Annotated in this window: 23 protein-coding genes; 12 read left to right on the top strand and 11 right to left on the bottom strand. The window is 71.0% G+C overall.

Annotation, left to right across the window (positions count from 1 at the left end; all coding sequences use genetic code 11):
- Positions 1 to 18 precede the first annotated feature (18 nt).
- The 4 genes from ABFX55_RS33305 to ABFX55_RS33290 form a co-directional block, all read right to left on the bottom strand.
- Positions 19 to 858, bottom strand: coding sequence for a helix-turn-helix domain-containing protein (locus ABFX55_RS33305; RefSeq protein ID WP_346126614.1), 840 nt, complete (start codon positions 856 to 858; stop codon positions 19 to 21).
- A gap of 9 nt (positions 859 to 867) precedes the next feature.
- Positions 868 to 1,326, bottom strand: a complete 459-nt coding sequence (locus tag ABFX55_RS33300; RefSeq protein ID WP_346131342.1) for an ATP-dependent helicase C-terminal domain-containing protein — start codon at positions 1,324 to 1,326, stop codon at positions 868 to 870.
- A gap of 484 nt (positions 1,327 to 1,810) precedes the next feature.
- Positions 1,811 to 3,322 carry a helicase-related protein gene (locus ABFX55_RS33295; RefSeq protein ID WP_346126613.1) on the bottom strand — a complete coding sequence of 504 codons (1,512 nt, stop codon included), beginning with the start codon at positions 3,320 to 3,322 and terminating at the stop codon, positions 1,811 to 1,813.
- On the bottom strand, positions 3,322 to 3,630 hold the full coding sequence (locus tag ABFX55_RS33290; protein WP_346126612.1) for an ArsR/SmtB family transcription factor: 309 nt from the start codon (positions 3,628 to 3,630) through the stop codon (positions 3,322 to 3,324). Before ABFX55_RS33290 ends, ABFX55_RS33295 begins: the two co-directional genes overlap by 1 nt.
- 65 nt (positions 3,631 to 3,695) lie before the next feature.
- On the opposite strand from ABFX55_RS33290, the gene ABFX55_RS33285 reads away from it, so the two are divergent.
- On the top strand, positions 3,696 to 4,841 hold the full coding sequence (locus tag ABFX55_RS33285) for an MFS transporter (protein ID WP_346126611.1): 1,146 nt from the start codon (positions 3,696 to 3,698) through the stop codon (positions 4,839 to 4,841).
- 22 nt (positions 4,842 to 4,863) lie between these two features.
- A complete protein-coding gene (locus ABFX55_RS33280; protein WP_346126610.1) occupies positions 4,864 to 5,220 on the top strand; it encodes a hypothetical protein in 357 nt (118 codons plus the stop codon).
- On the opposite strand, the gene ABFX55_RS33275 is transcribed toward ABFX55_RS33280, so the two are convergent.
- Both ABFX55_RS33275 and ABFX55_RS33270 read right to left on the bottom strand, forming a co-directional pair.
- A complete protein-coding gene (locus ABFX55_RS33275; RefSeq protein ID WP_346126609.1) occupies positions 5,183 to 6,007 on the bottom strand; it encodes an undecaprenyl-diphosphate phosphatase in 825 nt (274 codons plus the stop codon). The two genes, ABFX55_RS33280 and ABFX55_RS33275, sit on opposite strands and share 38 nt — an antisense overlap.
- Before the next feature lie 37 nt (positions 6,008 to 6,044).
- On the bottom strand, positions 6,045 to 6,929 hold the full coding sequence (locus ABFX55_RS33270) for a MurR/RpiR family transcriptional regulator (RefSeq protein WP_346126608.1): 885 nt from the start codon (positions 6,927 to 6,929) through the stop codon (positions 6,045 to 6,047).
- A gap of 115 nt (positions 6,930 to 7,044) precedes the next feature.
- Between ABFX55_RS33270 and ABFX55_RS33265 the strand changes: the two genes are divergently transcribed.
- From ABFX55_RS33265 to ABFX55_RS33240, 6 genes are read left to right on the top strand one after another with little or no spacing between them, the layout of a single operon-like run.
- Entirely contained in the window at positions 7,045 to 8,166 is a 1,122-nt protein-coding gene (locus ABFX55_RS33265) for a C45 family autoproteolytic acyltransferase/hydrolase (RefSeq protein ID WP_346126607.1), read from the top strand.
- On the top strand, positions 8,163 to 9,770 hold the full coding sequence (locus ABFX55_RS33260; protein WP_346126606.1) for an ABC transporter substrate-binding protein: 1,608 nt from the start codon (positions 8,163 to 8,165) through the stop codon (positions 9,768 to 9,770). Before ABFX55_RS33265 ends, ABFX55_RS33260 begins: the two co-directional genes overlap by 4 nt.
- 1 nt (position 9,771) lies before the next feature.
- A complete protein-coding gene (locus ABFX55_RS33255) occupies positions 9,772 to 10,698 on the top strand; it encodes an ABC transporter permease (protein ID WP_346126605.1) in 927 nt (308 codons plus the stop codon).
- Positions 10,695 to 11,534, top strand: a complete 840-nt coding sequence (locus ABFX55_RS33250) for an ABC transporter permease (RefSeq protein WP_346126604.1) — start codon at positions 10,695 to 10,697, stop codon at positions 11,532 to 11,534. The genes ABFX55_RS33255 and ABFX55_RS33250 overlap by 4 nt, the downstream gene beginning before the upstream one ends.
- Positions 11,534 to 12,490, top strand: a complete 957-nt coding sequence (locus ABFX55_RS33245) for an ABC transporter ATP-binding protein (protein WP_346126603.1) — start codon at positions 11,534 to 11,536, stop codon at positions 12,488 to 12,490. The genes ABFX55_RS33250 and ABFX55_RS33245 overlap by 1 nt, the downstream gene beginning before the upstream one ends.
- The gene (locus ABFX55_RS33240; RefSeq protein ID WP_346126602.1) at positions 12,484 to 13,272 is read left to right on the top strand and encodes an ABC transporter ATP-binding protein; all 789 of its coding nucleotides are present in this window, start codon (positions 12,484 to 12,486) and stop codon (positions 13,270 to 13,272) included. The genes ABFX55_RS33245 and ABFX55_RS33240 overlap by 7 nt, the downstream gene beginning before the upstream one ends.
- Before the next feature lie 84 nt (positions 13,273 to 13,356).
- Here ABFX55_RS33240 and ABFX55_RS33235 read toward each other — a convergent pair whose 3' ends face one another.
- Positions 13,357 to 13,923 carry an LURP-one-related family protein gene (locus ABFX55_RS33235; protein WP_346126601.1) on the bottom strand — a complete coding sequence of 189 codons (567 nt, stop codon included), beginning with the start codon at positions 13,921 to 13,923 and terminating at the stop codon, positions 13,357 to 13,359.
- A 45-nt stretch (positions 13,924 to 13,968) separates the two neighbouring features.
- Between ABFX55_RS33235 and ABFX55_RS33230 the strand changes: the two genes are divergently transcribed.
- From ABFX55_RS33230 to lipB, 3 genes are all read left to right on the top strand, one after another.
- Positions 13,969 to 14,478, top strand: coding sequence for an HAD domain-containing protein (locus ABFX55_RS33230; protein WP_183651645.1), 510 nt, complete (start codon positions 13,969 to 13,971; stop codon positions 14,476 to 14,478).
- Between the two features lie 61 nt (positions 14,479 to 14,539).
- Entirely contained in the window at positions 14,540 to 14,722 is a 183-nt protein-coding gene (locus ABFX55_RS33225) for a PspC domain-containing protein (protein WP_183651642.1), read from the top strand.
- A gap of 19 nt (positions 14,723 to 14,741) precedes the next feature.
- Positions 14,742 to 15,377 (top strand): lipoyl(octanoyl) transferase LipB, encoded by a 636-nt coding sequence (gene lipB, locus ABFX55_RS33220; protein ID WP_346126600.1) that lies wholly within the window; start codon positions 14,742 to 14,744, stop codon positions 15,375 to 15,377.
- Here the strand turns inward: lipB and ABFX55_RS33215 are convergent.
- From ABFX55_RS33215 to ABFX55_RS33205, 3 genes are all read right to left on the bottom strand, one after another.
- Positions 15,374 to 15,760 carry a type II toxin-antitoxin system VapC family toxin gene (locus ABFX55_RS33215; protein ID WP_346126599.1) on the bottom strand — a complete coding sequence of 129 codons (387 nt, stop codon included), beginning with the start codon at positions 15,758 to 15,760 and terminating at the stop codon, positions 15,374 to 15,376. The genes lipB and ABFX55_RS33215 overlap by 4 nt on opposite strands.
- 134 nt (positions 15,761 to 15,894) lie before the next feature.
- Positions 15,895 to 17,415 carry an amino acid permease gene (locus ABFX55_RS33210; protein ID WP_346126598.1) on the bottom strand — a complete coding sequence of 507 codons (1,521 nt, stop codon included), beginning with the start codon at positions 17,413 to 17,415 and terminating at the stop codon, positions 15,895 to 15,897.
- Positions 17,416 to 17,433: 18 nt separating this feature from the next.
- On the bottom strand, positions 17,434 to 18,318 hold the full coding sequence (locus ABFX55_RS33205) for a phosphotransferase (protein WP_346126597.1): 885 nt from the start codon (positions 18,316 to 18,318) through the stop codon (positions 17,434 to 17,436).
- Positions 18,319 to 18,375: 57 nt separating this feature from the next.
- Between ABFX55_RS33205 and ABFX55_RS33200 the strand changes: the two genes are divergently transcribed.
- Complete coding sequence (locus ABFX55_RS33200; protein ID WP_346126596.1) at positions 18,376 to 20,856, top strand: GcvT family protein; 2,481 nt, start codon at positions 18,376 to 18,378, stop codon at positions 20,854 to 20,856.
- Here ABFX55_RS33200 and ABFX55_RS33195 read toward each other — a convergent pair.
- On the bottom strand, positions 20,825 to 21,652 hold the full coding sequence (locus ABFX55_RS33195; RefSeq protein WP_346126595.1) for a zinc-binding dehydrogenase: 828 nt from the start codon (positions 21,650 to 21,652) through the stop codon (positions 20,825 to 20,827). The genes ABFX55_RS33200 and ABFX55_RS33195 overlap by 32 nt on opposite strands.
- Between the last annotated feature and the right edge of the window lie 48 nt (positions 21,653 to 21,700).

The following is a 21,700-nucleotide window of genomic DNA, read 5'->3' as shown; positions in this document are numbered from 1 at the left end:
GCCTCAGCGTCGGGCGGCTCAGCGGGTCAGCTCGGCGGCGAGGGCGCGGAGGCGGGCGGCGGAGGGAGAGCCGGGGGCCGGCTGGAACAGCGTGACGCCCTGGCCTTCGTCGTCGGGCGTGCGGAGGAACTCGGCGGTGAGGGACAGGACGCCGTGCTCGGGATGCAGGTGGTCGCGCGCGATGGAGGCGCAGTTGCTGACAGGGTGCTCGGTCCACAGGCGCGCGAAGTCGGGGCTGAGCTCGAGCAGCTCGTCGACCAGAGCGGTCAGGCCCTCGTCGCCGGGGAAGCGGCCGAGTGAGCCGTGCAGGTAGGCGACGTCGTCGCGCGCCTTCTGCGTCCAGTCGGCGTACAGGCCGCGGGTGAACTCCTGGTCGAGGAAGTCCATGCGGACGAAGTTCGGCAGCTCGGGGCCCTCGAACTCCCAGTGCGGCGCGAAGAGGGCGTGGGCGAGGCGGTTCCAGGCCAGGACGTCGCCCCTGCGGCCCACCGCCCACGCCGGCACCTCGGTCATGGACTCCACCATCAGCCTGATCCCCTGGCGCAGCCGCTCGGGCGCGGCCCTCCTGGGACCCGAGGCCGCCGCGCGGGCCAGGCGGTGCAGGTGGGCCAGCTCGTCGTCGTCGAGGTCGAGCACGCGGGCGATGGCGTCGAGCACCTCGGCCGACACGTTGGGGCTCTGGCCCTGCTCCAGGCGGGTGTAGTAGCCGACACTGACACCGGCGAGCGGGGCCAGCTCCTCGCGGCGCAGGCCGGGGACTCTGCGGTGCCTGACGCCTTCCGGCAGGCCCAGCGCTTCGGGGGTCACCCTCGCGCGGCGCGAACGCAGGAACTCGCCGAGGGCGGAGCTTGGATACATGCCTCCTTTCTAGCCCTGGCGGGGTTTGGCCCGGCGGGTCGGGGTCGCGGTGAGCGGGTCCTCAGGCCACGGGTGCTTGGGATAGCGGCCCCTCAGCTCGGCGCGGACCGAGCGGTAGCCCTCGCGCCAGAACGAGGCCAGGTCCGCGGTCACGGCCGCGGGACGGCCCGCGGGCGAGAGCAGGTGGATCAGCAGCGGGACGCCCGCGATGCGCGGGGCCTCCTGCCAGCCGAACAGCTCCTGCAGCTTGACGGCCAGCACCGGCTGCTCGCCCGAGTAGTCGATGCGGATCCGCGAGCCGCTCGGCACCTCCAGATGCGAGGGCGCGTCGTCCTCCAGCCGCCGGCTCCACGGGACGAGGCGCTTGAGCGCCGCCACCACGTCGAGTCGTTCGAGGTCGGCGCGGCGGCGGGCCCGGGACAGCTCCGGCTCGAGCCACCGGTCGGCCAGGCCGATCAGGTCGTCCATGGAGGGCCAGGGCTCGCCGATGGCGCGGTGGCAGAAGGCCATCCTCTCCCTGAGCGCGACGGCCTCGCGGGTCCAGGTGAGGATCTCCTCGGTGCGCAGCCCTTCCAGCAGGGCCGCGCGGACGTCGGCGTCCCTCAGCGGGGTCGCCGACAGCTCGATGGCGCCCAGGCGCTCGATCACGCGGGCGGAGACGTCGCCGCGCCGCTCGCCCGGCGGCACGCGCCAGACGACCTCTTCGCGTACGGTCACCGGCACGGCCAGCCTTGCGGTCGGCTCGTCGATGACGACGGCCTGCCTGATCCTGGCGGAGGCGGCGCCGGTGGGACGGTCGGCGACGGCGATGGCCAGCCATTCGGCGGTGGCGAGCCTGGAGCCCTCAGGGAGCTGGGCCTGGGTGCCCGAGGCCATGAGGTAGGCGCCGCCCCTCCTGCGGGCCACGCGTTCGGGGAAGGCCATCGCGACGGCCAGTCCGGCGGCGGCGTCGTCAGGCCCCTTGACGGGCTCCTTGGTCAGGCGTCTGACCTCGCGGAGCCAGCGGGGGTCGTTGTCGCGCCTGGCCCTGCGCCAGATCTCGACGAGGTCGTCGCCCGCTTCGCGGGGCAGCTGCTCGGACAGGAGCGCGACGACCTCGGCGGCGCGGGGGCCGCCGTCGATGAGGGCTCTGGCCAGGCGGGGATGCACGCCGGCGAGCGCCATCCGCCGTCCCCTCCCGGTTACCCGCACGGCTGTCACGTCGTCGCCCGCGGGCCCGCCTCCCGCACCGACGGCCTCCTCGGCCGGAGACGCCGCTCTCTCGGAAGGCTCCTGGGGTGCCGGGGTGGCGGGGGCGGGGGTGAGGGCGCCGAGGGTGAGCAGTGTGCGGGTGGCGGCGGACATCGCGGCGCGCGGGGGGCGGGTCGAGGAGCGCGAGGCCGGCGGCGCCTGGCGCGCCCCAGCAGGCCGCCTGCAGCGCGAACCCCGTCAGGTCGGCCAGCGCGATCTCGGGGGGCGCGTGCGGCGCGAGGCGGGCATGGGCGGCGGCCGTCCAGCACCGGTAGACGGTGCCGGGACCTTCGCGTCCTGCCCGTCCCGCCCGCTGGTCGGCGGAGGCCCGCGAGACGTGCACGGTGGTCAGCGAGCCGAGCCCTCTGGCGTGGTCGGTCCTCGGCTCCCTCGCCAGCCCCGAGTCGACCACCACGCGGACGCCGGGCACGGTGAGGCTCGACTCGGCGACGGAGGTGGCGAGGACCACCCTGCGCGTGGAGGAGGGCCTGAGCACGGCGTCCTGGACGCGGGCCGGGGCCTGGCCGTGCACCTGGAGGACGTTCAGGTCCTGCAGCATCCCCGCGACGCGGGTGATCTCGCCGACTCCCGGCAGGAAGCACAGCACGTCGCCCTCGTGGGTGGCCAGCGCCCGCCGTACGACGTCGGCGACGTGGGCCAGCAGCGCGGGATCGACGCGCAGGCCGTGCGGCGGCACGACAGGACGGGCGGGCGGCGCCCAGACGATCTCGACGGGGTGGGTGACGCCGGAGGCGGAGACCACGGGGGCGTCGCCGAGCAGCCGCGACCACGGCGCGGTGTCGGCGGTCGCGGAGGCGGCCACCAGGCGCAGGTCGGGCCTGAGCGTCTCGCGGACGTCCAGCAGGAACGCCAGCGCGGTGTCGGCGTCGAGGTGTCGCTCATGGCACTCGTCGATCATGACCACGTCGACGCCGGGAAGCTCCTGATCGCGCTGGAGGCGCTGCAGGAGCACGCCCGTGGTGACGACCTCCACGCCCTTCCTGGCCCCCGTGCGGCGCTCGCCCTTGATGGTGTAGCCGACGTCCATCCGGTGTGCGGCGGCCCGTACGGCCAGCCGCCTGGGCTCGGCGACCACGACCCGCAGCCCCGCATCGGCCAGCGCGAGCGGGACCACGGTCGTCTTGCCGGTGCCTGGCGGGGCGGTCAGGACGGCGCAGCCGCCCTTCTCCAGCACGTCGATCAGGTCGGGCAGGGCCGCGTGGATGGGCAGCATCAGAGCGTGGCGCCGAGGACCGAGTCGAGCAGGCCGGGGAAGCGGGCGTCGAGGTCGTCCCTGCGCAGCGTCATGAACTTCTGCCTGCCCTCCTGACGGCTCGAGACGACCCCCGACTCGCGCAGCACCCGGTAATGGTGGGACATCGTCGACTTGTGCAGCCCGATCTCGTCGCCGACCCCTCTGCACGTGAGCTCTCGCTGCACCGCCAGGCGGGTGACGACCTCGAGGCGCGCCGGATCCGAGAGCGCGTGCAGCACCTCGGTGAGCTGGATGTCTTCGGTCGCCGGTTGTGGGAGCACACGCATCCCTCCAGCCTGCCTCTCGATTTGAAAGTTTGACAACAGTCCAACAATAGGCGAGTTTTGTCCTCATGACCCCCAAGCTCTACGCCCTGGCCCTTGGGAACTTCGCCGTGGGCACCGGCATGTTCGTCACGGCGGGGCTGGTCCTGCCGATCGCGGGCGACCTGAGCATCTCGCCGTCGGCCGCCGGCCAGCTCATGACCGTCTTCGCCCTGGCCTACGCCCTGCTCTCACCCGTACTGGCGGCGCTGACCGCGAAGCTGTCCAAACGGCGGCTGCTGCTCATCGGCCTCGGCGTGCTCGCCGCCGGAAACGCGCTGACGGCGCTCTCGCCCACCTTCGGCCTCATGCTGGGCACCAGGGTGATCGCCGCGGCGGGCGCGGCGATGGTCACCCCCGTGGCCTCCGCCGTCGCCACCGCCCTGGTCGGCCCCGAACGGCGGGGCCGCGCGCTCGCGCTGGTGATGGGCGGGCTGACCGTGGCCTCGGCGATCGGCGTGCCGCTCGGCACCTGGATGGGCGACGTGGCGGGATGGCGCTCGGCGCTGTGGCTGGTGGTCGGCCTGGCCGCCGTCGGGTTCGCCGCCGTCGCCCTGGTGGTTCCCGACGTGCGCCTGCCCGCCTCCACCAGGATCAGGGATCGCTTCACGCCGCTGGCCGACCGCGGTGTGCTGGCCGTCCTGCTGACGCAACTGCTGATCTTCGCCGGGGGCTTCAGCGCCTACACCTACCTCGGCTCGCTGATCGATCTGCCGCTGGCCGCGGTGCTGTGGGCGTGGGGGGTCGGCGGCGTGGTCGGCAACGCGGTCGGTGGACGCCTCACCGACGCCTACGGTCCCCGCCGCATGGTCTTCCTCGGCATCGCGGGGGCGACCGTGCTGATGGCCCTGCTCCCTGTGGCCAACCTCAACCTCGGCGTCGCCCTCGTGTGGGCCTTCGTCTGGGGTGCGCTCGGCTGGTTGATCGGTCCCTCGCAGCAATACAGGACGGTCGCCGCGGTGCCGGGCAACGTCCCGGTCGGGCTCGGGCTGCTGGCCTCGAGCCAGTACTTGGGACTGTTCGTGGCGGGCATCGCCGGAGGGCTCGCCCTCGAGTGGTACGGCAGGACGGGCGTGATCGTGCTGGCCAGCGCCCTCGGCGTGGTGACGCTGCTGTTCACGATGGCCACCTACCCGGCCGTCACCCGTAGACCAAAGACGGATGTCGCCGTGTGAGGCCCCTGCCCAGAATGGGAGCGTGACCGATCCACGTGAGGAGCCCGCCCCGTTCGGCGCAGTGGTGCTGCTGACGACGCTGTCGGCGGTGGCGGTGATGGCGCTCGACCACTTCCTGCCCCAGCAGCTGAACGCGAAGATGCTGCTGTTCGGGCCGATCGCCCTGGTGGCGTTCGAGGTCGTCGTGCACGAGGTGTGGTGGCGGCGCTGGTGGGGCGCGATCCCCGGCGCCGTCGTCGGCCTGGTCGTCTACTTCGAGGGGCGGCAGATGGTGGGGGAGCCGGTGGCCTACGTGGCCGCCTGGGCCCTGTTCGCGGTGATCTTCTGCCTGGCGAGCAGGGTCACGCTGGGATCCAGCCCAACGACACCGCGGCGATGACGAAGACGCCCAGCAGGATGCGGTAGATGACGAAGCCGGTGAACCTGTGCGTGCTGATGTACTTCAGGAACCAGGCCACCGCCGCGTAGCCCACCACGAACGAGATGACCGTGGCCAGGATGGTCGGGCCCCAGTCGGGGGTGCCGTGGCCGCCGATCTCGAACAGCTCCAGCGCACCCGACGCGAGCACCGCGGGGATGGCCAGCAGGAAGGAGTACTTCGCGGCCTCCTCGCGCCGGTAGTCGAGCAGCAGCCCCGCGGTGATCGTGCCGCCGGAGCGGGAGACGCCGGGGATGAGCGCGAGCGACTGCGCCAGGCCGAAGAGCAGGGCGTGGGTGAAGGACAGGTGCTTCTCGAGCGTCAGCTTGGTGCGGGCGGTGCGGTCGGCGATCCAGAGGATGACGCCGAAGACGATCAGCGTGGTGCCGATCAGTCGCAGGTCGCGGAAGACCGTCTCGATCTGGTCCTTGAACGTGACCCCGAGGATGGCGATGGGCAGCGTGCCGACGATCACGTACCAGCCCATGCGCGCGGGGAAGGCGCCGCGCAGCGAGGGCGTCCACAGGGAGCGGGTCCAGGTGGAGATGATCTCCCAGAGCTCCTTGCGGAAGTAGATGAGGACCGCGGCCTCGGTGCCGAGCTGGATGACGGCCGTGAACGCGGCTCCAGGGTCGTCCCAGCCGAAGAAGGCCGAGACGACCCTGATGTGCGCGCTCGACGAGATCGGCAGGAACTCCGTGAGCCCTTGGAGCAACCCGAGGACCACCGCTTCGAACCAGCCGATCACGAGACGCACCTTCCGTTGAAAAGACGACGAGGTGAGGCTACTGGACCTTACGGGGGCCCAGGAGCTGCTCTCGCAGAGCGGTCAACTGGTGTGAATACTCCACCGATCGGTTCTCGTCGAGGGAGTCGACGGCCAGGAGCAGGGCGTCGGCCACGATCATGCCGGTCAGTGGCTCGGCGGTGATGCCGGTGGGGGTGTGGGGCGCCGAAAGGACGGCCTCGACACTGCCGGAGAAAGCCGCGCCCAGCTCGTCGGAGACCAGCACGACGCCCGCGCCGACCGCGCGGGCCCTGTCGATCAGCACCTCGATCTCGCGCAGCCGCCGCCCCGGCTGGAAGATGACCACGGCGTCGCCGTGCCCGAGCCAGAGCAGTTCGTCGGCCAGCGCGAAGCCGGTCGCCGAGATGGGTCGGGCGCGGTGGCCCCGGCGGCCGAGCTTGAGCGCCAGGTGGCGGGCGGCGGGCTCGGAGGCCCCCGCGCCGTAGACGAGCACCGAGCCTGCGGCCGCCACGACGGAGACCGCGCGGGTGAAGACCTCCTGGTCGAACAGGCGCTTGCAGTGCTCGATGCGCTCGAAGGCCTCGTCGAAGACCCTCGCCCAGATGTCGGACAGGTCGTGGCCGACGTGGCTGATGCGCTGCTGCAGCCGTATGTCGGGGGCGACGGCCGAGCTGAACTCGGCCGCCAGCGCCCGCTTGAGACCGGGCAGGCCGCCGAAGCCGAGCCGCTGCATGGTCCTGATCACGGTGGCGTTGCTGGTGCCCGTGGCCGTGCCGAGCTCGGCGGCGCTGGCGAAGAGGATCTGCTCGGGCGCCGCGGAGATCAGGTACTGGCAGACCGCGCGCTCGGCGGGGGACAGCTCCTCCCACACCTGCCGGACCACAGCTCTGAGCTGCTCGATCGGACTCTGTGAATTTTCCATTACGGCTATTGACTCCTGCGTAACGCTCATTACCCTGGCTTCAGAAACCCGCGTTACAGAGTTCTGCGGTCTCTGGAACGCACATTACATGGCCCGCCAGGTCCAAGGAGCACCATTGAGCCTCACCTCTCTGCCCCTCGTCGAGATCTCGGGCGCACCGCGAGAACGCGGCCGCCAGTACGGCGAGCAGACGCGCGAGCTGATCGAGAGGGCGCTGGCCTACTACGCGGAGGCGTTCGCCCATTCCAGCGGCCTCACCTGGGAGCAGGTCACGCAGCGAGCGGGGCGCTGGGTCGCGCCGTCCAGGGCCTTCGCCCCCGAGCTGGTGGAGGAGATGGAGGGCATCGCCGAGGGCGCGGGCGTCTCCTTCCTCGACATCCTGGCGCTCAACGCGCGCGGCGAGATCATCTACGACAGCACGTTCGGCTCGATGGAGCCCGACGGCTGCACCTCCTTCGCCCTGCTGCCTGAGGCGTCGGGCGACGGCCACGTCTACGCGGGCCAGAACTGGGACTGGCGCAGCGGCGTCGCCGACACCGTCATGGTCCTGCGCGTGGTCCAGCCGGGCAGGCCGACGGTCATCATGCACGTCGAGGCGGGGCAGGTCGGGCGGCAGGGGGCCAACTCGGCGGGCATCGCGCTCAACGCCAACGGGCTCGGCGGCAGGTTCGACGACTCCGTGGGGGTGCCGCAGACGCTCGTCAGGCGGCGCGTGCTCGACAGCGACAACCTCAACGCCGCGCTCGAGGCGCTCACCAGGTCGCGCGCCCACATCGCCAGCAACGCGCTGGTCACCCACCGCGACGGCTTCGCCATCGACCTGGAGACGACGCCCGGCGCGGTGGGCTGGATGTACCCGGCAGAGGGGCTGCTCGTCCACGGCAACCACTACCAGGCGTTCATGCCGCCGCAGCTGGCCGCCACCTACAGGCCGGGCTCGGCCGACTCCCTCTACCGGGTGCCGCGCGCGGAGTCGGGGCTGCGGGCCGTACGGCACGCCTCGGGTCGCGACGAGGCGCGCAAGCTCATCCACACCGCGATGTCCGACCACCTCGGCCACCCCGAGTCACTGTGCACCCACCCCGACGAGGGCCAGCCCGCCGTGAAGCGGTGGGCCACCCTGCTGTCGAGCTGCGTCGACCTCACCACGGGCGACTACCTGATCGCTGCGGGCACGCCCTGCGACCACGAGTACGAGCGCGTCCCATGGAACCTCTACGACGGAGACACCCTGTGAAGAAGATTCTGGCCCTCGTGGGCCTGATCGGCGTCACCGCCGCCTGTGGCGCACCCGCGGCCACGACGAAGGCGCCCGACGTGGCCAAGCTGACCCTGGTCGACCAGACACCCAAGGCCAAGGGCGCGCTGGAGAAGGCCACATGGCTGCTGGGCGAGGAGCCCGGCACCCTCGACCTCGACAGTGACGGCGGCACGCCCAACCGCACGATCATGGCCAACGTCTGCGAGCGCCTCATGCAGACCCAGCCCGACATGACGATCAAGCCATGGCTGGCGGAGAAGGCCGAGCAGCCCGACCCCAAGACCCTCGTGTTCACGATCAGGAAGGGCGTCACCTTCCACGACGGCAGCCCGCTGACGGCCGACGACGTCGTGTGGAGCCTCCAGCGGCACGCCGGTGAGGGGATGAACGAGTCCGACGAGTTCGAGGACGTCGACGCCGTCGCCAAGGTGGGCGACGACCAGGTCAAGGTCACCTTCAAGAAGGCCAACGCGCTGTTCATCCAGGCGATGGCCGGCGACGCGGGCATCGTGCTCAACAAGAAGGTCGTCGACGGGCTCGGCAAGGACTACGGCACGCCCGGCCATCCCGACGCCTGCTCGGGGCCCTACAGGCTCGCCGAGTGGAAGTCGGGCACCGAGATCACGATCGACCGCTTCGACGGCTACTGGAACAAGGACGTCAAGCCGCTGACCAAGGCCGTCACCTTCAGGTGGGCCGACGACGGCGCCATGGTCAACAGCCTCACCACGGGAGCGGCCGACGGCGCCTACCTCGCGGAGACGGGCCCCGCCGTCGCGCTGGCGAAGAACCCGGCGGTCAACGTCGCCTACGGGCCGACGACCAGGGTGTTCGTGCTGCTGCCCACCGATCGGGGCGTGCTCAAGGACGCGAAGATCCGCAGGGCGCTCTCACTGGCCGTCGACAGGGCGGGCGTCGCCAAGTCGGGCTTCGCCGGGCTGGCCAGGCCGTGGAAGGTGCCCGTCGGCGCGGGCGCCTGGTCCTACGAGAAGCAGAGCTTCCAGAGCGCCTACGACCAGCTCCAGGGCGCGCCCGCCGCGCCCGACCTCGAGGCGGCCAAGAAGCTCGTGCAGGAGGCGGGCGCACCGCAGACCCCGATCGTCGTCGCCTCCGACGGCGACCAGGCCCGCTCGGTGATCGCCAACGCGGTCGTCGACGCGGCCACGAAGATCGGGCTCAAGGCGGAGATCAAGACGATCCCCGGCTCTGAGTTCGGCACCTTCTACACCGACAAGGACAAGCGGGCACAGGTCGATCTGGTGCCCGACGACTGGTACATCACCAAGAACGACCCCATCGGCTTCTACGACAACGGCCTGAGCGGCTCGTCGAACAACTGGGTCGGCTTCAGCTCGCCCGAGTACGACGCGCTGGTGGCCAAGGCGCTGGAGACGACCGACGCGGCGGCCCGCGCCAGGCAGGTGATCGAGCTGCAGCAGCGCTTCACCTCCGACATGGTGTGGATCTCGCTGGTCGAGGTGCCCTCCACGGTCGTGCTCGGCGGCAAGGTGACGGGCCCGCCCGCCTCCATGACGTACTTCGGCTACCCGTGGGCCGTCGACCTGGGGGCGAAGGGCTGACATGGTGACACGCGTGGCCCGCAAGGTGGCGGGCCTGGTGGCGACCTTGCTGGCCACGTCGTTCGTGATCTTCGGGGCCGCCTACGCAGCCCCCGGCGATCCCGTCACGTTCCTGGCGGGCGGCAAGGAGAACCTCACCCCCGAATACCTCGCGGCGATCAGGGCGCAGTACCACCTGGACGACCCCTTCGTCGTGCAGTACCTCAGGTGGCTCGGCGACGCGCTCACCGGCGACCTCGGCCGCTCGCTGAAGTACAACGACCAGGTGGGCGACCTGCTGACGGCCAGGGTGCCGACCACGCTCGGCCTGGTGGCCTACGCGGCGGTGCTGTTCGTGGTGTTCGGCGTCGCGCTCGGCGTGCTGGCCGCCGTGCGCGGCGGCCGCACCGACGCGGCGGTCGTGGCCGGCACCACGTTCGCCACCTCGGTGCCGCCGTTCGTGGTGGCCACCGCGCTGATCTCGCTGTTCGGCGTGCAGCTCGGCTGGTTCCCCGTCGGCGGCGGAGGGTCGCTGTGGCACCTCACGCTGCCGGCGGTCACGCTGGCGCTCGGCGCGCTCGCCATCATCAGCAGGGTGACCCGCCAGGCGATGGTCGAGCAGCGCGAGCTCGACCACGTCACCGTCGCCCGCGCCTCGGGGCTGTCCGAGCGGCTGATCGTGGTCCGCCACGTCTTCCGCGGCGCGCTCGGGCCCATCGTCACGATGTGCGGCCTGGTCACCGCGGGCCTGCTCGCGGGCACGGTGACCGTCGAGAGCGCCTTCCAGCTGAGCGGCGTCGGCACGCTGCTGGTGGGTGCCATCAACACCCACGACTTCCCCGTGACCCAGGCGGTGCTGCTGCTCATGGTCACCGCCTACATCGCGGTCACCACGCTGGTCGAGCTCGTCCAGCCGCTGATCGACCCGCGAGCGAGGAGCAGGTCATGACCCTTGTCGCGACCACCATGCCCTCGGCCAGGCGACCGCTGGGCTTCCAGCTCGCCGCCGCCTTCCTCGTGCTCGTCGTGGCGGGGGCGGTGCTGGCCCCCGTGGCCGCGCCGTACGCGCCCGGCGCCGTCGACTTCGACGCGACGCTGTCCCCGATGTCGCCCGCGCACCTGCTCGGAGCCGACCAGTCGGGCCGCGACCTGCTCTCCAGGATCCTGTACGGCGCGCAGACCTCGCTGATCGGCCCGCTCGCGCTGCTGGCCATCGCCTCGGTGCTCGGCGTCGCGCTCGGCACCGCGGCCGCCTGGTGGCGCGGCTGGGTCGACGCGCTGGTCTCGCGGGTGACCGACGTGATGTACGCCTTCCCCGGGCTGCTGTTCGTGGTGCTGGTCGTGGCGGTCTTCGGCAACGGCGTCACCACGGCGGTCGTCGCGCTCGGCCTGGCCTACACGCCGACGATCGCCAAGTACACCAGGGCGATCGCCGTCACCGAGTGCGCCAAGCCGTACATCGACGCCTACCGGGTGCAGGGCATGAGCGGGTTCACGATCTGCGTGCGCTACCTGGTGCCCAACATGGCCCGCGCGATCGTCGGCTACCTCGTCGTGCTGTTCGGCGAGGGGCTGATGAGCCTGGCCACGCTGAGCTTCCTGGGCTTCGGCGCGCAGCCGCCCTCCTCCGACTGGGGCCTGATGGTCAAGGAGGGGCAGGCGGCGATGGTGCAGGGCGCCTTCCTGCCCGTGCTCGTCCCCGGCGCGGCGATCGCGCTGGTCGTCGTGTCGTTCAACGTGATCGGGGTCAGGCTCGCTGACCGGCTGGCCGCGAGGAGACCGTGATGCTGCTGGAGATCAGGAATCTCACGATCGAGGCGGGCGGCAACCGGCCGATCCTGCGCGACGTGGCGTTGAGCGTGGCCCGCGGCGAGGTCGTCGGGCTGGTCGGCGAGTCGGGCTCGGGCAAGTCCACGATCGCCCGCGCGGTGCTCAGGTTGCTTCCGCAGAACGCGGCGGCGCGTGGCGAGGTGCTGGTCGAGGGCCAGGACGTGCTCTCGCTCGACGACGGGGGGCTGCGCTCGCTGCGGGCCGCCACGGTGTCGATGATCTATCAGGATCCGCGCTCGTCGCTGAACCCGGTGCGCAGGATCGGCGACTTCCTCACCGAGCGCATGGTCCACACGCTGGGCCGCGGCAGGAAGGAGGCGCGCGGGCGGGCGCTCGAACTGCTGGCCGCCGTCGGCATGCGCGATCCCGAGCTGCGCATGCGGCAGTACCCGCACGAGCTGTCCGGCGGCATGCTCCAGCGGGTGGTGATCGCCGCGGCCCTGGCGGCCGACCCCGCGCTGCTGCTGGCCGACGAGGCCACCAGCGCGCTCGACGTCACCACCCAGGCCGAGACGCTGGCGCTGCTGCGCGGCGTGCAGGCCGAGCGCGAGCTCGGCATGCTGTTCATCACCCACGACCTGCACCTGGCCGCCGCCTACTGCGACCGGATCTACGTGCTCTACGCCGGAACCGTGGTGGAGTCGCGGCCCGCGTCCGCGCTGTTCGCCGATCCCCGCCACCCCTACACGGCAGGGCTGCTGGCCTGCACCCCCGAGCTGGGCGACCCCCGGCCGATCAAACCGATTCCCGGCAGGCCGCCCTCGCTCGACGACGCCTTCGACGGCTGCCCCTTCGCGCCCAGGTGCGCGCACGCCGTGGCGGCCTGCGCCTCCTCGCCTCCGCCGAGCGTGGCGGTCGAGGGCGGCTCGGCGGCCTGTCATCTGATCAAGGAGGAGGCGCCCGCATGCTGACCGTCGAGAGGCTGCGCAAGACCTACCCCGGCACGGTCGCCGCGGACGACGTCTCCTTCTCCCTGCCCAGCGGCGGTGCACTGGGGCTGGTCGGGGAGTCGGGCTCGGGCAAGACGACCGTGGCCCGCATGCTCGTCGGCCTGGTCACGCCCGACTCGGGCACCGTCACCGTCGACGGGCAGGTCAGGGAGCTTCGCGAGCGGGGCCGTACGGCGCGGCTGCGCAGGGCCCGCGAGATCCAGATGGTCTTCCAGGACCCTTATGTCTCCCTCGACCCCAGGCTCAGCGCCGCCGAGTGCCTGCACGCGGTGCTCAGGCTGCACGGCAAGGACCGTTCGCGCGCGGCGGCCCTGCTCGACCAGGTCGGGCTGGGCAGCCGCGAGGCGGGCGCACGGCCCCACCAGCTCAGCGGCGGGCAGCGCCAGCGGCTCGCCATCGCCAGGGCGCTGGCCGTCGAGCCCTCGGTGCTGGTGCTCGACGAGGCGGTGGCCGCGCTCGACGTCTCCATCCAGGCCCAGATCCTCGACCTGCTGGCCGAGGTCCGCCGCGAGTCGGGGGTGGCGCTGCTGTTCGTCAGCCACGACCTGGCCGTCGTCAGGCACCTGTGCGACGACACGCTGGTGCTGCACAGGGGCAGGGTGGTCGAGAGCGGCCCCGTCGCCCGGGTGCTCGAGGAGCCCGAACACCCCTACACCCGGCTGCTGCTGGCCTCGGTGCCGCAGCCAGGCTGGGATCCTGCCCAGGTCGCCGTCATCAGGAAGGGCATGCCCGCGACGTCATAGCCGGTTGGTGAGGTCGTCGCCGTCCGGGGCGTGCCCGCGTGGTGGAGGGCGAGCGCGGCCGGGTGCCCGCCGTCCGCAGGACGGTCAGCGGGACTGAAGGGCGTCGAGCGCGACCGCCATGGCGATCACCAGCCGCCGGTCGGTCCTGGGGTCGCGGATGTCGACGACGTAGCGGTCGCGCAGCCCCCACTTCTTGACCACGGAGAAGACCTCGCCGAAGTCGAAGTGGTAGGGCAGCCACGAGAGGGAGTCGACGAACCTGCGCAGCACGCTGACCAGCATGCTGCGCTCCTGCCCCGTGACCGTGGGCAGGCCGGGCTGGTCGAGGTGCCAGGTGGAGCGGATCAGCGACTGGCCGAAGTCCTTGCGGAAGACCCCGATCGGACGCCCCTCCCCGTCGAAGACGTCGTAGCCGCTGCCGAGGTCGATGATGTTGCGCGCCTTGAAGGAGGCGAGCACCTGGCTCCTGGACTCGTCGGTGTAGAGGGTGACCTGCTCCTTGAGCGTCATCCGCTTCTGCTCGGCGAAGGCCACCATCGGGCCCTCCGAGCCGTCGGGGTTCTCGGCGTGGGCGACATATCGGTTCACCATCATGGTGACTTTCTGGCGGACCAGCAGGCGTTGCTGGTTCTGGAGGGAGTGCAGATCCATGCAAAGCACCATAGAGCCCCACGCCATGGTCACTAGTCTGGCTGGGTGAAGCCACTCCTGCTGGTGGACGTCGACGGCGTGCTGAACCCCTTCAGCCGCGCCAGCCCCGACTTCAGACGTTACGAGTGCACGATCGGCCCCGACTCCTACACCGTCCACCTCAACCTCCGCCACGGGGCCCGGCTGATGGAGCTGGCCCTGAAGACCGGCTCCGAGCTGGTCTGGGCGACCACGTGGGAGCACAACGCCAACGAGTGGATCGCGCCCCGCCTCGGACTGCCCGAACTGCCCGTGGTGCCGATGACCCCCCGAGGGCCGAGCGAGCGGGGCGAGTCGTTCAAGACGCCCTGCGTCGCCGACTACGTGGACGGCAGGCCGTTCGTCTGGTTCGACGACCACCTGTGGGTGGCCGACGAGGAGTACCTCAGGGGACATCAGGGTGTCGACGAGTTCCTGCTGATCCCGGTGGAGCCACGCAGGGGCCTGACCCCGCGACATCTGGCGCTGGCCGAGAGATGGCTGACCCTGTCAGGGTTCAATCAGGGTCGCGGATAGGAACGCCCATCCGGGGCAGAGCCGTTGAACAAGGTGAATCGACACCACACGGAGGAGCTCGATGCACCGCTCGAGAGAACACCGAATCATCGCAGGGGTCTGCGGCGGAATCGCCGACCGGCTGGGCCTGCCGCCCACCCTCGTCAGGATCGTGTGGCTGCTGCTCTCGCTGATCCCAGGCCCGCTCTGGATCCTCTACGTCGTCCTCTGGGTCATCATGCCCAACGGCCCTCAGCGTCACTGACGGGTTCTATGCTCGAAGCATGAGGGAACGGTCGCTGACGCTCATCCAGGACGAACTCGTCGACTACGAGAAGGCCATGGAACGCATGGCCGATCTGGTCGCAGAGCGCCAACGCGATGCGCGGCCCGACACGTTGTGGCTGCTCAGCCACCCCTCGGTCTTCACCGTCGGCAGGCGCACACCGCTGCACCACCTGCCCGACCCCACCCGCGGCATCCCCGTGGTGGAGACGGGCAGGGGCGGTCAGCTCACCTACCACGGGCCAGGGCAGCTGGTCGGCTACCTCATCGTCAAGCTGGGGGATGACGAAGGGATCGTCGACTACGTCCGCGAGGTGGAGCTGCGCCTGGTCGAGGCGCTGGCCGCGCTCGGCCTGTCCGCCGAGCGCCGCGACACGCCACCCGGGTCCGAACTGCTCACCGGCGTCTGGACGGTCGAGACGGGCCGCAAGATCGTCTCCATCGGCATGCGCCAGTCGCGCGGCGTCACCAGCCACGGCTTCGCCCTCAACGTCGACGGCGACCTCGAGCCGTGGCACTGGGCGATCCCCTGCGGCATGCCGGAGGCCGACATGACCTCGCTGCTGCGCGACCGGGGCTCGGCCGACATGAACGAGGTCCGCGCGGTCGTGGCGAAGGCCTTCCAGGCCTCCTAGCCCGGAAACACCCGTACGTCGGCGTCGTGGGCACTGCCTGCGAGCTTTCCGTCGCAGGTGATCAGTGGCGCTTCGAGGGCCTCGGCGAGCGCGAGATAGCAGGCGTCAAAGGCGGTGTGGTCATGCCGCAACTCCCACACCCGCTCCGCTAGTCCCTTGATCTCGTAGCGGGAGATGTTCAGGGCGAGGTAGTCGATGCGAGCCTGTTCGGCAGAGGCTTGCGAGAGCTTTCCCCCCGGTGCGAGCCCCCGCAGCGTGGAGAGGACCTCGACGTCCAGGTGATGAGGGGCGTGGATGCTGCCCTGGAGGGCGTCGAGGAGCTCAACGTCGGCTTCGCGGCCGGTGAGGGCGGCGACCATTGCCGACGAGTCGATGACGATCACCGCCTGCCCTCCGCGACGGCTTCGAGGATGTCGGCCGTCGGGGGGGCGTCGCTACGGTCTCGCGACTTCAAGCGGTTGACGATCTCCGCGTTGGTCGGTCGGGGGTACGGCATGCCTGCCGTACCCCCGATGGCTCAGCCGATGGTCTCGTCGACGTCGACGGTGCGGCGAGGGCCGGTGAACCACTTCCTGGCCGACAGCGTCCACCACAGGGCGATGCCGAGCAGCACCCCGCCCACCGCGAGCGGCGCGTAGTTCACCGCCGTCCAGGTGAAGTCGGCGCTGCCGGGAATCCCCGCGGGCGACAGCGGCATGATGAAGTACACCGAGATGACCGCGATCTCGATGATGGCGATCCAGGCCAGCACCTTGTACTTCGGGCCCAGCGTCCACGGGCCGGGCACGAAGCGGTCGCCCATGCGCAGCCGCAGCCAGATCGGGATGAGGAAGGCCAGGTAGAGGCCGATCACCGCGATCGAGACCACCGCGTAGAACGCGATGGGCGTGCCGAGCCCCGCGGGGGCGTAGAGCGCGGGCAGCGTGATCAGGCCCGCCACCGCGCACCCTGCGACGATGGCGTTGACCGGGGTCCTGTTGCGGTTGACGCGCGACCACAGCCTCCAGCCGGGCACCGCGCCGTCGCGGGAGAAGGCGTACATCATGCGTGACATCGACGTCACGCAGCTCATCCCGCAGAAGAACTGGCCGATCGTCGAGATGGCGAAGATCGCGGTGGCGAGGTTCGCGGGCAGCGCGGTGTCGAAGATCGCGCCGACGAAGCCGAACTGCTTGTTGATCTCGTCGACGTTCGTGGCGGCGAACAGGAAGGCCAGCAGCAGGATCCAGCCGCCGATGGCCGAGTAGAAGATCGAGCGCCACAGGCCCTTGGCCGCGGACATGGCCGCGCCCTGCGTCTCCTCGGAGACGTGCGCGCAGGCGTCGAAGCCGGTGATCGTGTACTGCGTGAGCAGGAAGCCCAGCGGCAGCACGTAGAACCAGAACGACGAGTCGGAGAAGCCCGAGTTGTTGATCGTCTCGGTGAACACGAAGCCGAGCGTCTGGTGCTCGCTCGGCGCGAAGACGAGGATGGCCACGATGATCGCCGCACCCGCGACGTGCCACCAGACCGAGACGTTCTGCAGCAGCGAGATGAGACTGTGGCTGAAGACGTTGATCAGCGCGTGCAGCACCAGGACGACGACGAACAGCCCGAACGCCTGGGAGAGCGTGCCCTCCCACGCTCCGCCCGTGAGGCGGTTGAGGGTGATGTTGAGGAAGGTCGCGCAGCCGTAGTCGACGGAGGCGGTGACGGCGATGAGCCCGATGAGGTTCAGCCAGCCGGTGAACCAGCCGTGGATCGGCTTGCCCATCGTGGCGGCCCACCAGTAGATGCCGCCCGCCGTGGGAAAGGCGGAGACCAGCTCCGACATGCAGAAGCCGATGATCAGGATGAAGGCGGAGATCAGCGGCCAGCCCCAGGAGATGGCGATGGGCCCGCCGTTGTTCCAGGCCTGGCCGAAGGTGGTGAAGCAGCCTGCCAGGATCGAGATGATGGAGAAGGAGATGGCGAAGTTGGAGAAGCCGCTCCAGGTCCTCGAGAGCTCCTGCTTGTAGCCGAGCTCGGCGAGCCGCCTGGAATCCTCGTCTAAGGTCATGGGTCTCCTTGGGGGGTGTCAGTGCCTCCGGACGTCGTCGATCAGACGGCCGACGCCGTCCAGGTCTCGTACGGCTCGCGCGAACTTCCCCGCGGCCTCGGCCGCGTAGTCGAAGTCGGCCTGCCTGTCGAGCAGGCCGTGGTGGACGGAGAACCACAGCGTCCAGGTCACGTTCGACATGATGTGGAAGAGGCGCACACGCGAGTCGTGCTCGCCTGTGGTGAAGTAGGCCCTGGCCAGGCGTGCGGTCTGGTCGGGGTCAAGATCCGCCTCCGCGGCGATGTCGCCGAGCTCGAAGGCGGGGTCGTTGTTGCCGGAGAGCTGGTAGTCGACGATGCGGATCTCGTCGCCCTGGGCGATGAAGTTCTCGGCCAGCAGATCGTTGTGGCACGGAACGGTGGGAATCGCCGGCATGGCCCGCTCGATGTCGGCCACGGTGGGAAGGATGTCGTCATAGCCGGGCGGGGTGGCCAGGCCGTTCGTACGGCAGAGGCGGCGGAAGTCGCGGAGCTTGTCGAAGATCGAGAAGTCGTTGACGAAGCGGGGGCCTGCGTGGAGCGTGCGGCAAGCCGTGGCGATGGCGTCCAGATGGCGCGGCACCTGTGCGGCGTTGAGGGTGACGCCGTCGAGATACTCGATGAGCAGGGCGTGGACCTCGGGGAAGTGGTGGATCACCTTCGGCCCGACACCGGTGTCCGCGGCGCGGACGGTGTTCTCGATCTCCTGCTCCATCGGGATGCCCAGCCCGGCCGAGCACACGGCGGGGTCGAGGACGCGCAGCAGCCATCGCTCGCCGTCCCCGGTCTCGACCTTGGCGATCAGATGGCTGAGGCCGCCCTTGATGGGCGTCTGCCTGACCGGCCGCCCGGCCCAGTCGGAGACCAATTCGATCACGTCTGGCATGCGCGACTCCCTTTGGCCTACATTTAGACCATTCCGATCCTGCGGGCAAGGTGTTACATGACTTCTTCGATCATGGGAATACCCGATTCGGCACAGGCGATAGTGATCGGCGGGGGTGTGGCGGGCTGCAGTGTGGCCTACCACCTGGCCCGTCTCGGCTGGCGAGACGTCGTGCTCGTCGAGCAGCACGAACTCACCGAGGGCACCACGTGGCACTCGGCGGGGTTCGTCGGACAGCTCCGCTCCACCGTCACCCAGACCCGCATGATCATGTACTCGGCGGGCCTCTACGCCGAGCTCGCGGAGCTGACGGGGCTCGACCCCGGATGGCACGGGGTGGGTGGCCTACGCCTCGCGACCACTCCCGCCAGGGTGGAGGAGCTGGTGCGGCAGGCGGGGGCGGCCGAGACGTACGGGCTGGAGATGTCGCTGCTGTCGGGGCGGCAGACCAACGACCTGATGCCGATGCTCAACGACGAGGACATCCTCGCCTCGCTGTGGCTGCCTGGCGACGGCTGGCTCGACCCCGCGTCGCTGGCCAGGGCGCTGGCTGCGGGGGCGGCCAAGCTCGGCGTGCGCATCGTCACGGGGGTGCGGGTCACCGGGATCGACGTCGCCGGCGGGGCCGTCCACGCCGTCCGCCTGGCAGGGGCTGAGGCGCAGGAGTGGACGATCACCGCCGAGACCGTGGTGAACTGCGCGGGAGCGGCGGCGGGCAGGGTGGGCGCGCTGGCAGGGGTGGACGTGCCGATCGTCCCCATCAAGCACCAGTACGTCGTGACCCACCCGGCCGACATCCCCGCGTCCACGCCGACCGTGCGCGACCCCGACAACATCGTCTACTTCCGCGAGCAGGACGGCGGCATCCTGGTCGGCGGCTACATCCGCAGCCCCGAGGTCTGGGACACCGCCGACCCGCTGGCCGAGCCGAGGCTGCTGTTCGAGCCGAACCTGCCCAAGTTCGGGGAGTCGTGGGCGTCGGCGCGGCACCGGCTGCCGGTCGTCGCCAAGCGCACCACGGACGACTTCGACGCGTCACAGGTGTCGAAGATCGTGCACGGGCCCGAGGCGTTCACCCCCGACGGCGAGTTCCTGCTGGGCGAGACGGCCGTGCGGGGGTTCTGGGTCGCGGCGGGCTTCTGCGTGCACGGGCTGGCGGCGGCGGGCGGCGTCGGCAAGGTGATGGCCGAGTGGATCGTCGACGGCGTGCCCGAGTACGACCTGTTCGGGATGGACGTGCGCCGTTTCGGCGGCTACGCGGGGTCGGGACGCTGGGCGAGGACGAAGGCGCTCGACTCCTACTCGAAGTACTACGACATCGTCTATCCGGGCGAGGAGCGCACCGCCGCGAGGCCGTTGCGCCGCTCGCCCGCCTGGCCCAGGCACGCCGACCTGCGCGCCTCGTTCGGCGAGAAGGCCGGATGGGAGCGGGTGAACTGGTTCGAGTTCGACGCCCCGCCCGCCAAGCCTGCCGCTTCGGTCCCGGAGAGGGAGAGAGGCAAGGACGGCAGGCCGCTGGGCTGGGCGGGACGGGTGTGGTCGCCCGCCGTACGGGAGGAGTGCCTGGCCACCCGCGACGCGGCGGGGCTGTTCGACCAGAGCTCGTTCGCCAAGCTGGAGGTCTCGGGTCCGAAGGCGCTCGAGACCCTCCAGCACCTGTGCGCGGGGCAGATCGACAGGAAGGCCGGCGCGGTCGTCTACACCCAAGTGCTCAACCACAGGGGCGGCATCGAGGCCGACCTCACCGTCACCCGCCTCGCGGAGGACCGCTTCCGCCTGGTCACCGGCACCGCGTACGGCACGCACGACGCCGCGTGGCTGCGCCGTCACGGCCTCGATGTCAGGGACGTCACCTCCGCGTACGCCTGCTACTGCCTGTGGGGCCCAGAGGCGCACGCGATCCTGGAGCGGCTGTCCGACGACGACCTGGGCTTCCCCTACCTCCAGGCCAGGCAGATCACCGTCGCCCACGTGCCGGTGCTGGCGCAGCGGGTGACGTTCGTGGGCGAGTACGGCTGGGAGCTCTACTGCCCCGCGGAGTACGGCCTCACCCTGTGGGACGCGCTCATGGAGGCGGGCCTGCCGTACGGCATGCGGCCGGGCGGCTACCGGGCCATCGACTCGATGCGCCTGGAGAAGGGCTATCGCGTCTGGGGGCTGGACATCACCCCCGAGACCACGCCGTACGAGGCGGGGCTGGGCTTCGCCGTCCACGAGGGCAAGGACTTCCTCGGCAAGGAGGCGCTCACGCGCGAGCCCGAGCGGACGCTCCGGTGCCTGGTGCTCGACGACCCTCGGCGGGTGTGCCTGGGTGGCGAGCCCGTCAGGGTCGACGGTGCGCCGGCGAGCAGGGTGACCAGCGGCGGCTACGGGCACAGGGTGGACGCCTCGATCGCCTACGCCTACCTGCGCGGCGCCCCCGAGAACGTGACGGTGGGGGTCGACGGCACGTGGGTGGAGGCCAGGGTCGAGCAGCGCGCGCCGTACGACCCGGGGCACGCGCGCGTCAGGTCACGTCCAGCACGATCTTCCCCCTGATCTTTCCCGCGAAGAGCGCGTCGGCGGCCTCGCCGACGCGCTCCCACGAGCCCCGCCAGCCGACGGACGGCGACAGCAGCCCCCTGGCCGCGAGATCGACCAGCACCGCCAGGTCGGGCCCAGGTTCGCTGACGTCGCCGAACGAGTGGACCGACCTGGCTGCGCCGAGCGCGAACAGCGAGGTGAACGCCGCGGGCTCGCCGGAGGCCCAGCCGATGCTCTGCGCGTTCCCTCCGGGCGCGAGCAGCTCCCACGCCCTGACCAGGTAGGGGCCGCCCAGCAGCTCGAGCGCCACGTCCACGGGCTCGACGTCGTCGAGGGAGGAGACCACCTCGTCGGCGCCCAGCTCGCGCAGGCCGTCGCCCCGGCGGGCCTGGGCGATCACGTGCGCTCCCGCGAGGTGGGCGAGTTGGACGGCCAGCCTGCCGACGCCACCCGAGGCGCCGGTGACCAGCACCCGCCTGCCGAGCACGGGCCCGGCCGCCCTGAGTGTGCGCAGCGCGGTGAGCCCCGCCATGGGCAGCGCCGCCGCCTCCGCGAGATCCAGGCCGTCGGGGACCTCGGCCACGGAGGAGGCGGGGAAGACCGCGCGTTCGGCCCACGCTCCCGCGCCGAACGCCACCACCCTGCGTCCCTTGCCTGGCCCCTCGAGCACGATCCCCGCGGCGTCGTGCCCGCCGATCCGGGGGTGGCGGAGCTCGCTGTGGTTGGCCGAGATGTGGCGCACCTCCACCAGGACCTCGCCAGGCTCCGGCTCGGGCACGTCCACGATCCGATGCTCCTTCAGCGCACGCATGGCGCTCCTCCCATTGAAGCGGACTGACGGTCCGGTTGATAATAGGAG

The organism is Nonomuraea roseola, assembly GCF_039535395.1.
Lineage (GTDB): Bacteria > Actinomycetota > Actinomycetes > Streptosporangiales > Streptosporangiaceae > Nonomuraea > Nonomuraea roseola.
This window is presented reverse-complemented; position numbering and strand designations above follow the sequence as displayed.